The organism is Haemophilus parahaemolyticus (assembly GCF_018373095.1).
GTDB classification, from domain to species: domain Bacteria; phylum Pseudomonadota; class Gammaproteobacteria; order Enterobacterales; family Pasteurellaceae; genus Haemophilus_A; species Haemophilus_A parahaemolyticus_A.
On the sequence record NZ_JAHAHT010000006.1, the window covers coordinates 25,530 to 36,985 of the forward strand.

The following is an 11,456-nucleotide window of genomic DNA, read 5'->3' on the forward strand; positions in this document are numbered from 1 at the left end:
CAATAAAATGCCGTTTAAAGTGGATTTAAACGGCATTTATTCTTCATCATACCCCAACAAGGTAACTTATCATAACTGCAAGTATATGGTTCATTTTTAATTGCAAACCTATAATTCATCATTTCTTTTCTCATCTGTAATATCATGAAAAAACTCGCAAACTTTCTTATTTTTCTACCGCTTGCAACACAGGCGGAGACATTTCACGTGCCTCAACCTGTTTTCTTTGAGAATAATACTTTACCAAAACAGGCAGAGCTACAAATAAAAACGCAGTCTAAAGCAGAGAATGTACCCACATCTTCATTTGCTCTTGCTGATGCAGACAGCACAAAAACCAAGCTCGAGAAGTTGATTAACTATGGTGTAGTACAGCAGCAATGGCATTTGTTGAAGCAGCTGCTACCGTTGTATCAACAGCAAACGAATTATGATGAAACACTTTATCATTACGCAATGGGAGCGATGTTGCGGGCAGAAAAAGAATACCCACAGGCAATTTCGCTTTATCAGCAGATTTTAGCCGAGAAGCCAGCGTTAGCTTATCCGCGGTTTGATTTGGGTGTGATGTTGTTTGAAAATAAGCAATATCGCCAAGCAAAAGCGGAGTTGGAACGTGCGAAGCCTGAACTTTCACCACAAATGCAGCAACTTGCCGAACGTTATATTCAGGCGATGGCAGAGCGGCAAAGCTGGCAGCCTGATATGGAGCTGCAATATACCCAAACGGATAACGTGAACAATGCTTCTTCTCAGCAAGATATTGTGTTAGGCGGCTTGCGATTTAAAAAAGATGCGGAGTCTCTGCCACAAAAAGCCCACGGCTTCCGTTATGGTGTGGGCGTGAACCGTGAATTGAATGTGGGCAGCAACCATTTTGTTACCACAAATGGTCGCTTTAGTGGCGTGCATTATTGGGATAACCAAGATTACAGCGAAAAATCACTTTATGCTTCGCTTGGCTATCGTTACCGTTCGGCATTGCAAGCGGTCGGATTTTCCCCATTTTTTGAACAGAACTGGCTCGGTTCACCACGTTATAGCAAAAATTACGGGGCAGTTGCAGATTTCCGCCGAGAATTGACCGCTTACTGGACAATTTCAGGATCTTTTTCGCATACTCAAAAACGCTATGCCGATGCTTCTGTCGCTCGTCGTCATAATGGTTATCTGAACGGTGTTTCACTTTCGTTAAGTTATCAAGCCAAGCCGAATTGGTTGCTATTTGGTGGCGTGGAAGGCAGTGTTGATCGTAGCAAAGATAAAGCGGAATCTTCGCTTCGCCGTGGGGTGAATATTGGTTCGGTGTGGGAAATGAAGGATTTTGTGAGCCGCGTGAGCGTGCGTTATGTAAAACGTGATTTCCAAGCGGAAAATTTCTATTTCCCAATGAAAAAACGCCAAGATAAAGAATACAGTTTTAACGCCACCATTTGGCATAACAAACTACAATGGCAAGGGTTTGTACCGAAGCTAAATTATCGTTATCGTAAAATTGATAGCAATATTCCTGCGTTCTATTCCAGAAAAAGTGGCGAGTGGTTTGTATCGGTAGAGAAAGATTTTTAGCCCCCTTTTGAAACAATAAGCGGTGAAATTTGCAATTTCTTTTACAAATTTCACCGCTTGAACCATTCGCAGATTAGAGTTTGATAAACCCATCATAAATATGCGTTGCATCACCTGTCATATAAAGCGGGTGACCAACGCCCTCCCATTCAATCCAAAGTGAGCCACCAGGTAAATCCACCTGCACTTTGCTATCTAATACGCCTTGCATAATGCCGACGGCAACCGCACCACACGCACCGCTGCCGCAGGCTTGCGTTTCGCCCGCACCACGTTCGAAAACACGGAGTTTGATATGATTGCGGTTGAGCACTTGCATAAAGCCAATGTTAGCTCGTTCTGGGAAGCGTTCGTGGTTTTCAAGTAGTGGACCGAGTTGTAATACAGGGGCAGTATCAATATTTTCGACTTGTAATACACAATGTGGGTTGCCCATAGACACAACGCCGCAGAGCACAGTTTGTAGGTCGGTACGGAGAATGTAGTTTTTCTCGAATTTATTGGCAGTAAACGGCACTTGTGCGGGTTCCCAAATCGGTTCCCCCATATTTACACGCACTTTGCCATTATCTTTCAGGCTTAAGATCATTTTGCCTTTAGCAGTACTGACGTGAATATTAGGCTTGTTAGTTAAGCCTTTTAATGTCACGAAACGGGCAAAACAGCGTGCACCGTTGCCACATTGGGAAACTTCGCTGCCATCGGCGTTAAAAATGCGATAGTGAAAGTCTAATTCAGGGTCGTAAGGGGGTTCAACTAATAGAAGTTGGTCGAAGCCGATGCCACGATGACGGTCGGAAAGTTGGCGGATGATGTCGGGGGTGAGAAACACGTTTTGCGTGACGCCATCGATCACCATAAAATCGTTACCCAAACCGTGCATTTTTGAAAACTGCATATTTTTTCCTATTTTTTGATTTTAATTAAAATCTAATCATTAAGATTAAATTTTTTTATGCTATATTATTTAGCGATTTTTAATCAGTTATAACCTCAAATTATGAGGATTTTTCTCTAAATTACAACGGAGTTTTTCAAATGTCTACAATGTTTCTTGTGCAATTCGCCATTGTGTTGCTCTGTATCTTAGTCGGTGCACGCGTGGGCGGGATTGGTTTGGGTGTGTTTGGTGGCTTGGGGCTTGCCATTCTTTCCTTCGGTTTTGGATTAAAACCAGCTGGTTTGCCGATTGATGTAATGTTTATGATTATGGCGGTAGTTTCTGCTGCCGCTGCAATGCAAGCTGCAGGCGGTTTGGATTATATGATCAAAATTGCAACCAACATTTTACGACGTAATCCGAAACATATTACGTTTATCGCACCATTAGTTACGTGGACGTTTACTGTATTGGCTGGAACAGGACATGTTGCATATTCGGTTCTTCCTGTGATTGCTGAGGTAAGTCGTCATAGCGGCATTCGCCCAGAACGCCCTCTTTCAATGGCAGTAATTGCTTCTCAATTTGCCATTGTTGCAAGCCCAATTGCAGCAGCTGTTGTGGCGGTTGTTGCATTCCTTGAGCCACAAGGCATTCACTTAGGTGATGTGTTGATGGTGACGATTCCATCTACTCTTGCAGGTATTTTATTGGCGTGCGTATTTGTGAACAAAATGGGCAAAGAGCTCAAAGATGATCCAGAATATCAACGCCGTTTGAAAGATCCAAAATATGCAGATACCTTTAACTCAACCACAAGTTCTACGGAAATTGAAGTGAGCAAAACGGCAAAAGTGTCAGTTTCACTCTTCTTATTCGGTGCATTGCTTGTCGTGTTAATGGGGGCTGTGCCTTCACTCCGCCCAGTTTTTGATGGCAAACCAATGGGAATGGCACACACTATCGAAATCATTATGCTTTCAATTGGTGCATTAATTATCTTCACTTGTAAACCAGATAGTACCGAAATTACTAAAGGCTCCGTTTTCCATGCAGGTATGCGTGCGGTGATTGCGATCTTCGGTATTGCGTGGTTGGGCGACACCTTAATGCAAGCACATATAGATGAAGTAAAAGATTTAGTGAAAGGTTTAGTCGAAACTGCACCATGGGCATTTGCTTTCGCACTTTTCGTCCTTTCCGTATTAGTCAACAGCCAAGGGGCAACAGTGGCAACATTATTCCCGCTTGGTATCGCATTAGGCATCCCTGCACCTGTTTTAATTGGGGTATTTGTAGCAGTAAATGGCTACTTCTTCGTGCCTAACTATGGCCCAATTATTGCATCAATTGACTTTGATACCACAGGTACAACCAAAATCGGTAAATACATTTTCAATCATAGCTTTATGCTTCCAGGTTTATTAAGTATGGCATTCTGCTTAGTATTTGGCTTAGCATTGTCTAATGTATTACTCTAAGTATGTTTGGGCATGGGAAACATGCCCAATGTTATTTACATCAATAAAACCGCTTTCAAGCGGTTTTGTTTTATCTCAGATTTACAAATTACTCTATAAAATCAACCGCTTACCGCCGTTCTAGTAAGAATAATTCCCATCACAGTCAATAAAATTCCACCGACCAAATGCAATCCTAACGTTAAACTAAATTCCAACCATTTTCCTGTTAAGACTTTTTCGCTTAATTCGGCAGAAAAGCTGGAAAAAGTGGTGAAACTACCAAGGAATCCCGTGATAATCAGTAATTTCTGCTGATCGTGCAGCGATAATCCCATTGCAATCCCAATCAACAAACAGCCCGCCCAGTTGGCAATAAGTGTGCCGAAAGCGAAACTGGTAAAAATCGGGTTAAGCCATAAACTGAGCAGCCAGCGGGCGATAGCACCCGCTACAGCGCCGACGGAAATCAGTAATACATTCATCATTGCGTTACACCAAAAACAGATGAGGAACGAGGTTCATTACGCCTACCGTTGCAATTGAAAGTAGCAAGCGAGAAGCCCCAAAAATAAAGCCGCGATTCGTACCATTGTCGAATTTCACCAGCAAATTTGCCATTGCCGTGAGAGCATAAACTTCAATGACGGTGAAAATGACTAAGTAAAGATAAGCAGTGTAAATTGACAAATAATGTAAAGTCAAAAACCAAGGAGCGACAATCCCGACCGCTAAAATGGGGGCAACCCAAGCGGTCTGTTTTGGAGTAAGGTTAATTTTACGTGAAAAAGTGCTTTGTAAAAGCACAGTCAATAAACCATTCACAAATAGTGCAATGGGCGAATGTTCGGGCAAGCCGAGTTTGTTGTCGAACAAAAACGGGAAAATCACGAAAAACGAGGTTGCTATCGAAAGCGGGATAAAAAGCATCAAATGCACAAAGAGAAAATCTTTGGTCATAATGTCACGGATTTGCGAAAAGCGAAATTTCACCAATTTTTGCACCGCTTGTATTTGTGAAAATGGCTTAATCATCAGCACAAATAAAATCGCTTCAATCGCAAAGCACGCCCAAATGAGAGCATTGATGTGATCGTACTTAATAAAAGGAATCACCAAAAGCGGGGCACCCATTGAGGACATTGATGTAACTTTGAGATATTTGCCTTGTAGACGTGTTTTCTCAGCATATTCATCGCCCGCAATTGCGAGTAAACAGGCTTTGGCGTTCGTACCGAATAAGCAACTCCCTAGACCAAAACAGGTGGTGGCAAGCAGCAATAAAAAATAGTGATCAGCCGAGAGGAAAAAGATGTAAGCAAGCACATCTAAAAAGCAGCCAAGCAACATCATTTTGGCAAGCCCGAAGCGATCGCCCCAGATACCTGCAAAAATGGCAAGTGCTTGGTTGCAGAAAAAGAGCAACGAGAGCGAAAAAGCGATTTCGCTGTTGCTTAGTCCTTTTTTCTGAAGGTAGATAAAAAAGACCATTTGCATTGAGAAAAACGCCAATGTGGAGAAAAATCGGCGGATAAGCAGAAGTTTTTGTAGGTACAGCATAAATTAAGATTAGTAGTGCGGCGGTGGCGTTTCTTCTTCACGCGAAGCCACGTTGCTTGCCGAGATGCCTTTGAATTTTTCCGCTAAATGGCGAACTTGGGTTTGGAGTTTATCAAGGGCAAATTGTTGATCGATCAAAGCTTGATTTAATTCTTCGATCGTTATTTCTTGAAAGGCAACTTTGGTTTCAAGTTCTTCAATTCTGTTAAATAATTCAAGATTTGAGGGCATTTTTAATAAAAAAGGTTGTCATAAAAAGAAATACACTTTACCCTATCGGGCTATATCTTACCAATCTTTTATGAGGAATATAGGATGTTAAACAAAAAATTTACTTTAGTTGCAACATTAATGGCAACATTGGTTGCAGGTTCTGTGATGGCAGAGCAAAAAGCGGATAAAAAATTCGTGGATGATTCATCATATGCAGTCGGTGTGTTGATGGGTAAAAATATCGAAGGGATTGTGGAATCTCAAAAAGAGGTATTCACTTATAACCAAGATAAAATCTTAGCAGGTGTGCAAGATACCTTGAAAAAAACAGGTAAATTGACCGATGAAGATTTACAACAACAATTAAAATCGCTTGATAGCTATCTCTCTTCACAAGAGCAAAAAATTCAAGCGGAAAAATCAAAAGCAACGATTGAGGAAGGCGATAAATTCCGTGCAGAATATGCAAAAACAGTAGGCGTGAAAAAAACGGATTCTGGCTTATTATATAAAATTGAAAAAGCAGGTGAAGGTGCAAGCCCAAGCAAAACGGATATGGTAAAAGTGCACTATAAAGGCACATTACCAGATGGCACTGTGTTTGACAGCTCATACGACCGTAACGCACCTGTAGAATTCCAATTAGATCAACTGATTCCAGGTTGGATCGAAGCAATCCCAATGTTGAAAAAAGGTGGCAAAATGGAAATCGTTGTACCACCTGCATTAGGCTACGGCGAACGTTCAGCGGGTAAAATCCCAGCGAATTCAACCTTAAAATTTGAGATTGAATTGTTAGATTTTAAACCAGCTAAATAATTAGGTAATGTGTAGGGTGGGCTTTTAGCCCACCATTTTTATTTGCATATCAACAGTTAATCGGTGGGATAAATCCCCACTCTACAATCAAATGAGTACCTTCACTCCCTATACTGACGAAGATCACGCTATTCTCGCTTCTTACTTCCCCGTGATTGACGGCATTGCTGCCCTTCTAGGAGGACATTGCGAAATCGTGTTACATTCGCTCGAATTTCTCGAACATTCCGCCATTTACGTGGTAAACGGACACAACACCGACCGTAAAATCGGCTCGCCATTAACCGACAAAGCGCTACGCTCGTTACATAATATGCAAACCGACAGCGTCTCCAAACCGTATTTCACACGTGGTAAAGGCGGGGGCGTATTGATGAAATCGGTCACCATCGCTATTCGAAATCGCAAACAGCACGTGATAGGATTTATTTGCATCAATATGAACTTGGATGTGCCAACCTCGCAGTTCCTAAACGCCTTCTTCCCACCGCACGAGGAAAGCGACACTTCAGTCAATTTCGCTAGCTCAGTCGAAGATCTGGTTGCTCAAACCATCGACCGTACTATTGAAGAGGTAATGAGCGATCGCATGGTTGCCAACAACAATAAAAATCGTCAAATCGTGGTATCGCTGTTTGAAAAAGGGATTTTTGATATTAAAGAGGCAATCAACCAAGTCGCAGAGCGGTTGGATATTTCCCGTCACACGGTTTACCTTTACATCCGTCAAATTAAGCAAGGTGCAGAAGAGAAAGGAAGCGAATAATGCAGTATGTTTTAGCAGTTAAAGGCGAAGTGTATGGCTCACAAGCGGCGTATTTAGCCTATCAATTTGCAGAGCAGTTATTAGCTAGTGGACACGAAATACGCCAGATTTTCTTTTTCCAAAACGGTGTAAGCAACGCGAATATGTTGGTCAATCCCGCAAGCGATGAAGTGAACTTAGTGGAACATTGGAAAAAATTGGCAGAAAACCACCGCTTGTCGTTGCATCTCTGCATCTCTGCTGCACAACGCCGCGGCATTGTTGAAGAGAACCTCGCCGAGCCTTTTATTCTGGCAGGCTTGGGCGAATTTAGCCAAGCCGTGCTCAAAGCCGATAGATTACTGACCTTTTAAAATGAAATATAAATTAGCGATTTTATTTACCCAACCACCTTTTGGCACAAGCATTAGCCGTGAAGGGTTGGATGCCTTGCTTGCCGCCAGTGCATTTTGCGAGGAAGAACAGCTTGCGATCTGTTTCCTTAACGATGGCGTATTCAATTTGATTGCCCACCAACAGCCTGAATTGTTGCTTCAAAAAGATCATATTGCCACTTTCAAACTGATTGAGCTTTACGATTTGACGGAATGTTTTATCTGCAAAGAAAGCCTTGTCGAACGCGGATTAGATAATGCAGAGCTTGTACTTAAAGAAGCTCAAAAAGTAAGCAAAAACAGACTGTTTGAAGTGTTACATCAAGCTGAAAAAGTGCTGACGTTTTAACAGTGAGGAGATAAATGCTTTATACACTATCCAGAGCCCAATACGACAAGCAAGAACTTTCCACCTTGCTTGCCCAACTACAACCGACCGACGCCCTACTTTTATGGCAAGATGGCGTGTTGCAAGCGGTTAAAAATCCGCAACTTTTTGCAAATCGCGAGAACGTATTTGCTCTCACCCAAGATCTGCAAGCCAGAAATCTAACCGTAACTATGGAAACTATTTCCCTTGAGCAAGCGGTGAGATTGACCGAGGAGTTTTATTCGCAGGTAGGGTTATAAAAACAAATAACAAAATAAAGCCATGGACACAGTAATTCACCACAACAAAAAACCGACCAAGCGGTCGGTTTTCTTTTTTGTTTTGCCAATTTTGAATTAGCCGTGTTGTTTTTCCACTTGGTTGAACTCAAGCTCAACAGGGGTTGCACGACCAAAGATTGACACAGACACTTTAATACGTCCTTTTTCGTAATCCACTTCTTCCACTGTACCAGTAAAGTCTGCGAATGGACCTTCCGTAACACGTACACTTTCGCCTGGGAAGTATTCGTTACGATGACGTGGTTTTTCTGCCGTTTCTTGTACGCGGTTAAGAATGCGGTCTGCTTCTTTTCTTGAAATTGGTGCGGGTTTATCTGCAGTACCGCCAATAAAACCCATCACACGTGGCACGCTACGAACTAACTGCCAAGTGTAATCGTTCATTTCCATTTCCACTAATACATAACCAGGGAAGAATTTACGTTCTGTTTTACGGCGTTTGCCGCCCACATTTTCGATAATTTCTTCAGTTGGCACTAACACTTCACCAAACTGATCTTCCATTTTATGTAATTTGATGTATTCACGTAAGGTTACCGCAACACGATTTTCAAATCCTGAAAATGCTTGGAGTACATACCAACGTTTTTTACTTGCTTCTGTTGTTGTTTCTACTTCACTCATTTTGCTTAGCCTTATAGATTAGTAATAAAATTAATTAATGCCACGATAATAGTATCAAAGCCCCATAATACTAATGAAACTACGATACACATTGCAATCACGATAAATGTAGTTTGTGTTGCTTCTGGGCGAGTTGGCCAAATAATTTTGCGTAATTCGGTGCGAGATTCTTTCATAAAACCGATCGCTTTTTGACCTTGGTTAGTTATTGCTGCAACAGCAACCGCACCAACCACTAAAACCACTAATAATAACACTCGAACAACCAGTGCAAAGTGTGAGGCAAAATAAGTATTACCAATCGCCGCCACCGCTAAAAGCACAATTGCCACAATCCATAATGTCGTATTTAAGCCCTTGCTTTTTACCCCTGCTTTTTCAATCTGTTCAGGAGCTTTTGTTTTTTTCTCAGTAGCCATATGAACCCTAAAATTTGTGTAGAAAATAGACGTCTAATTTTTTAAAGCGAGAGATTGTAGCATTTTTCTTAATTTTTAACACGATCTTTTGTAAAAAATATATACGCTCTCTGGAAAAGGTTAAGCAAGCACATAACCGCCATTTACCGATTTCACCACACCTAACAATTCCAAATTTAGGAGTTCAACCAACAACATCGACACATCCATCTCCACTGCTTTGGCAATTTCATCAATCGCTATCGGTTCAAGACTAATCTGTTCGAAAATCTGCTGCTGGCAAGCGGTCATTTCTGGCAAAGTCTTTGCAACTGGCACGGCTGCCGATTTTGTAAAACGTGGCACCAAATCCACCGCTTGCGTTTCACCTTCAAACAACTCTGCTTGCACAGATTCTCTTTGCAGCTGATATTGTACTGCTTGCAAAATGTCTTCTATACTTTCCGTCAATAATGCCCCTTCTTTAATGAGCTTATGGCAACCCGCAGAATAAGAATTTTGCACTGCATTTGGTAGAGCAAATACCTCCCGACCTTGCTCCAAAGCATAACGGGCAGTAATGAGCGATCCGCTGTTAATTGTTGCTTCCACCACTAATGTGCCTAACGAAAGCCCGCTGATAATGCGATTTCGTCGCGGGAAATTCTCAGCAATTGGAGGCTGATTAGGGAAAAATTCCGACACTAATGCCCCGCCAGCCTCAATTATCTGCTCGGCTAATTTTTTGTGTCGTGCTGGGTAAACCTGTGCCAAGCCAGAGCCAAGTACAGCAATTGTGGTGCCATTTTCTGCTACCGCCCGCTGATGACAAAAGCCGTCAATACCAATCGCCAACCCGCTTGTGACCGCAAAGCCATTTTTAACTAATTCCGAGGCAAAATAGCCTGCCCAATATTCGCCATAATGGGAAAAATCACGGCTTCCCACCATCGCAATTTGCGGTAAGCTCAAACTTTCTACCGAACCTTTCACGAATAATACGGACGGAGCGGTGCTGATTTGGCGTAGCAAAAAGGGATAATCATCATCAAACAAGGTCAGAATGCGGTTGTCCTCCTGCTCTGCCCACGAAAGTGCCGCATTAATCCACGCCTGATCTGGCTGAAACCAACGTTGGATTTGCTTTTCGTTCCAACCCATTTGGCGAAGTTGCTGTTTGTCGAATTGGCAAAATTGGTCAAAATCGATTTCCGCCAACAGGCGAGCGATTTTTTGAGCACCGATTTGTGGCACTTGCAATAATTTGAGCAGAGAAACTAGATGCATTCCGAAATAAAGCCTAGAAAAAAAGGAAAATTTCCCTAATCATAAGAAAAATGCTAAAATAGCCAACTAAATCTTTTAAAATTTTCGAGCGAGATCACAAAAATGGCAGTATTAGAGGTCGTTTTATACCCAGATGAGCGACTTGCGACGGTGTGCGAACCCGTGGCAAAAGTCGATGCAGAATTAAACCAATTTATCGACGATATGTTTGAGACGATGTACGAACACGAAGGCATCGGGCTTGCCGCACCGCAAGTAGGCGTATTAAATCGTGTAATTACCATCGACATTGAGGGCGATAAAACCAACCAGGTGGTGTTAATCAACCCAGAAATTTTGGAAAGCGAAGGCGAAACGGGCATTGAGGAAGGCTGTTTGTCTATTCCAGGGCACCGTGCGTTAGTGCCACGCAAAGAAAAAGTGAAGGTGAAAGCATTAAACCGCCAAGGTGAAGAGGTGATTTACGATGCCGATGGCTTATTTGCGATTTGCATTCAACATGAAATCGATCACCTCAACGGTGTGCTGTTCGTGGATCACATTTCCGCACTCAAACGCCAACGCATTAAAGAAAAAATGCAAAAGCTGAAAAAGCAAATTGCGAGAGCGAAGTAAGTTTTTTTGAGACGATTCCTAAGCTTGTCGAGGGATAAGTCAAAAATGGAAAGCAAATCAGCAACAAATTTTAACTGTTTCTGCTGTTGAAATTTTAGACGTAAATAAAAACCACCATTTATGATCTGACCCCAAAAAGTTAGACTGTTATTTAAAGGACTGTTTTCGATATTGTATCGGACTCAGTCCTTTTAATTTTAATTGGATTCGTTCTTCATT

General features: G+C 42.0%; 16 protein-coding genes. 8 read left to right on the forward strand and 8 right to left on the reverse strand.

Annotated elements, in window-relative coordinates:
* The first annotated feature begins 144 nt into the window (after positions 1-144).
* On the forward strand, positions 145-1,569 hold the full coding sequence (locus tag KH943_RS01645) for a porin family protein (protein WP_304106687.1): 1,425 nt from the start codon (positions 145-147) through the stop codon (positions 1,567-1,569).
* A 73-nt stretch (positions 1,570-1,642) separates the two neighbouring features.
* Here the strand turns inward: KH943_RS01645 and dapF are convergent, their stop codons facing one another.
* Positions 1,643-2,467 carry a diaminopimelate epimerase gene (gene dapF, locus KH943_RS01650; protein WP_304106689.1) on the reverse strand — a complete coding sequence of 275 codons (825 nt, stop codon included), beginning with the start codon at positions 2,465-2,467 and terminating at the stop codon, positions 1,643-1,645.
* Positions 2,468-2,607: 140 nt separating this feature from the next.
* Between dapF and KH943_RS01655 the strand changes: the two genes are divergently transcribed.
* Positions 2,608-3,930, forward strand: coding sequence for an anaerobic C4-dicarboxylate transporter (locus KH943_RS01655; protein WP_304106691.1), 1,323 nt, complete (start codon positions 2,608-2,610; stop codon positions 3,928-3,930).
* A 101-nt stretch (positions 3,931-4,031) separates the two neighbouring features.
* Here the strand turns inward: KH943_RS01655 and KH943_RS01660 are convergent, their stop codons facing one another.
* The 3 genes from KH943_RS01660 to KH943_RS01670 are packed head-to-tail and all read right to left on the reverse strand — an operon-like array spanning position 4,032 to position 5,700.
* Positions 4,032-4,394: a CrcB family protein gene (locus KH943_RS01660; protein ID WP_304106713.1), complete on the reverse strand. Its 363-nt coding sequence runs from the start codon at positions 4,392-4,394 to the stop codon at positions 4,032-4,034.
* A gap of 7 nt (positions 4,395-4,401) precedes the next feature.
* Positions 4,402-5,466: an MFS transporter gene (locus KH943_RS01665; protein ID WP_304106715.1), complete on the reverse strand. Its 1,065-nt coding sequence runs from the start codon at positions 5,464-5,466 to the stop codon at positions 4,402-4,404.
* 12 nt (positions 5,467-5,478) lie between these two features.
* Positions 5,479-5,700 carry a SlyX family protein gene (locus KH943_RS01670; RefSeq protein WP_111313398.1) on the reverse strand — a complete coding sequence of 74 codons (222 nt, stop codon included), beginning with the start codon at positions 5,698-5,700 and terminating at the stop codon, positions 5,479-5,481.
* Between the two features lie 84 nt (positions 5,701-5,784).
* On the opposite strand from KH943_RS01670, the gene fkpA reads away from it, so the two are divergent.
* The 5 genes from fkpA (at position 5,785) to tusB (ending at position 8,271) form a co-directional block, all read left to right on the forward strand.
* Complete coding sequence (gene fkpA / locus KH943_RS01675) at positions 5,785-6,501, forward strand: FKBP-type peptidyl-prolyl cis-trans isomerase (protein WP_304106694.1); 717 nt, start codon at positions 5,785-5,787, stop codon at positions 6,499-6,501.
* 91 nt (positions 6,502-6,592) lie between these two features.
* A complete protein-coding gene (locus tag KH943_RS01680) occupies positions 6,593-7,267 on the forward strand; it encodes a helix-turn-helix transcriptional regulator (RefSeq protein WP_304106695.1) in 675 nt (224 codons plus the stop codon).
* Positions 7,267-7,620: a sulfurtransferase complex subunit TusD gene (tusD, locus tag KH943_RS01685; protein ID WP_111313400.1), complete on the forward strand. Its 354-nt coding sequence runs from the start codon at positions 7,267-7,269 to the stop codon at positions 7,618-7,620. Before KH943_RS01680 ends, tusD begins: the two co-directional genes overlap by 1 nt.
* 1 nt (position 7,621) lies before the next feature.
* Positions 7,622-7,990, forward strand: a complete 369-nt coding sequence (gene tusC, locus KH943_RS01690) for a sulfurtransferase complex subunit TusC (RefSeq protein ID WP_304106698.1) — start codon at positions 7,622-7,624, stop codon at positions 7,988-7,990.
* A gap of 14 nt (positions 7,991-8,004) precedes the next feature.
* Entirely contained in the window at positions 8,005-8,271 is a 267-nt protein-coding gene (gene tusB, locus KH943_RS01695) for a sulfurtransferase complex subunit TusB (RefSeq protein ID WP_304106701.1), read from the forward strand.
* A 96-nt stretch (positions 8,272-8,367) separates the two neighbouring features.
* On the opposite strand, the gene nusG is transcribed toward tusB, so the two are convergent.
* From nusG to dprA, 3 genes are all read right to left on the reverse strand, one after another.
* Positions 8,368-8,937, reverse strand: a complete 570-nt coding sequence (gene nusG, locus KH943_RS01700; RefSeq protein ID WP_119222353.1) for a transcription termination/antitermination protein NusG — start codon at positions 8,935-8,937, stop codon at positions 8,368-8,370.
* 11 nt (positions 8,938-8,948) lie between these two features.
* Positions 8,949-9,356: a preprotein translocase subunit SecE gene (secE, locus tag KH943_RS01705; RefSeq protein ID WP_304106705.1), complete on the reverse strand. Its 408-nt coding sequence runs from the start codon at positions 9,354-9,356 to the stop codon at positions 8,949-8,951.
* 120 nt (positions 9,357-9,476) lie between these two features.
* Positions 9,477-10,622: a DNA-processing protein DprA gene (dprA, locus tag KH943_RS01710; RefSeq protein WP_304106707.1), complete on the reverse strand. Its 1,146-nt coding sequence runs from the start codon at positions 10,620-10,622 to the stop codon at positions 9,477-9,479.
* Between the two features lie 102 nt (positions 10,623-10,724).
* Between dprA and def the strand changes: the two genes are divergently transcribed.
* Positions 10,725-11,237, forward strand: coding sequence for a peptide deformylase (gene def, locus KH943_RS01715; RefSeq protein ID WP_005705982.1), 513 nt, complete (start codon positions 10,725-10,727; stop codon positions 11,235-11,237).
* A gap of 147 nt (positions 11,238-11,384) precedes the next feature.
* On the opposite strand, the gene KH943_RS10120 is transcribed toward def, so the two are convergent.
* Positions 11,385-11,456, reverse strand: a 72-nt coding sequence (locus KH943_RS10120) for an IS3 family transposase (RefSeq protein ID WP_368493485.1), incomplete at its 5' end; no start/stop codon positions are given.

Coding starts and splice junctions, on each gene's coding strand:
- KH943_RS01645 (WP_304106687.1), top strand. CDS start 145: ATGAAAAAACTCGCAAACTTTCTTATTTTTCTACCGCTTGCAACACAG.
- dapF (WP_304106689.1), bottom strand. CDS start 2,467: ATGCAGTTTTCAAAAATGCACGGTTTGGGTAACGATTTTATGGTGATC.
- KH943_RS01655 (WP_304106691.1), top strand. CDS start 2,608: ATGTCTACAATGTTTCTTGTGCAATTCGCCATTGTGTTGCTCTGTATC.
- KH943_RS01660 (WP_304106713.1), bottom strand. CDS start 4,394: ATGAATGTATTACTGATTTCCGTCGGCGCTGTAGCGGGTGCTATCGCC.
- KH943_RS01670 (WP_111313398.1), bottom strand. CDS start 5,700: ATGCCCTCAAATCTTGAATTATTTAACAGAATTGAAGAACTTGAAACC.
- fkpA (WP_304106694.1), top strand. CDS start 5,785: ATGTTAAACAAAAAATTTACTTTAGTTGCAACATTAATGGCAACATTG.
- KH943_RS01680 (WP_304106695.1), top strand. CDS start 6,593: ATGAGTACCTTCACTCCCTATACTGACGAAGATCACGCTATTCTCGCT.
- tusD (WP_111313400.1), top strand. CDS start 7,267: ATGCAGTATGTTTTAGCAGTTAAAGGCGAAGTGTATGGCTCACAAGCG.
- tusC (WP_304106698.1), top strand. CDS start 7,622: ATGAAATATAAATTAGCGATTTTATTTACCCAACCACCTTTTGGCACA.
- tusB (WP_304106701.1), top strand. CDS start 8,005: ATGCTTTATACACTATCCAGAGCCCAATACGACAAGCAAGAACTTTCC.
- nusG (WP_119222353.1), bottom strand. CDS start 8,937: ATGAGTGAAGTAGAAACAACAACAGAAGCAAGTAAAAAACGTTGGTAT.
- secE (WP_304106705.1), bottom strand. CDS start 9,356: ATGGCTACTGAGAAAAAAACAAAAGCTCCTGAACAGATTGAAAAAGCA.
- dprA (WP_304106707.1), bottom strand. CDS start 10,622: ATGCATCTAGTTTCTCTGCTCAAATTATTGCAAGTGCCACAAATCGGT.
- def (WP_005705982.1), top strand. CDS start 10,725: ATGGCAGTATTAGAGGTCGTTTTATACCCAGATGAGCGACTTGCGACG.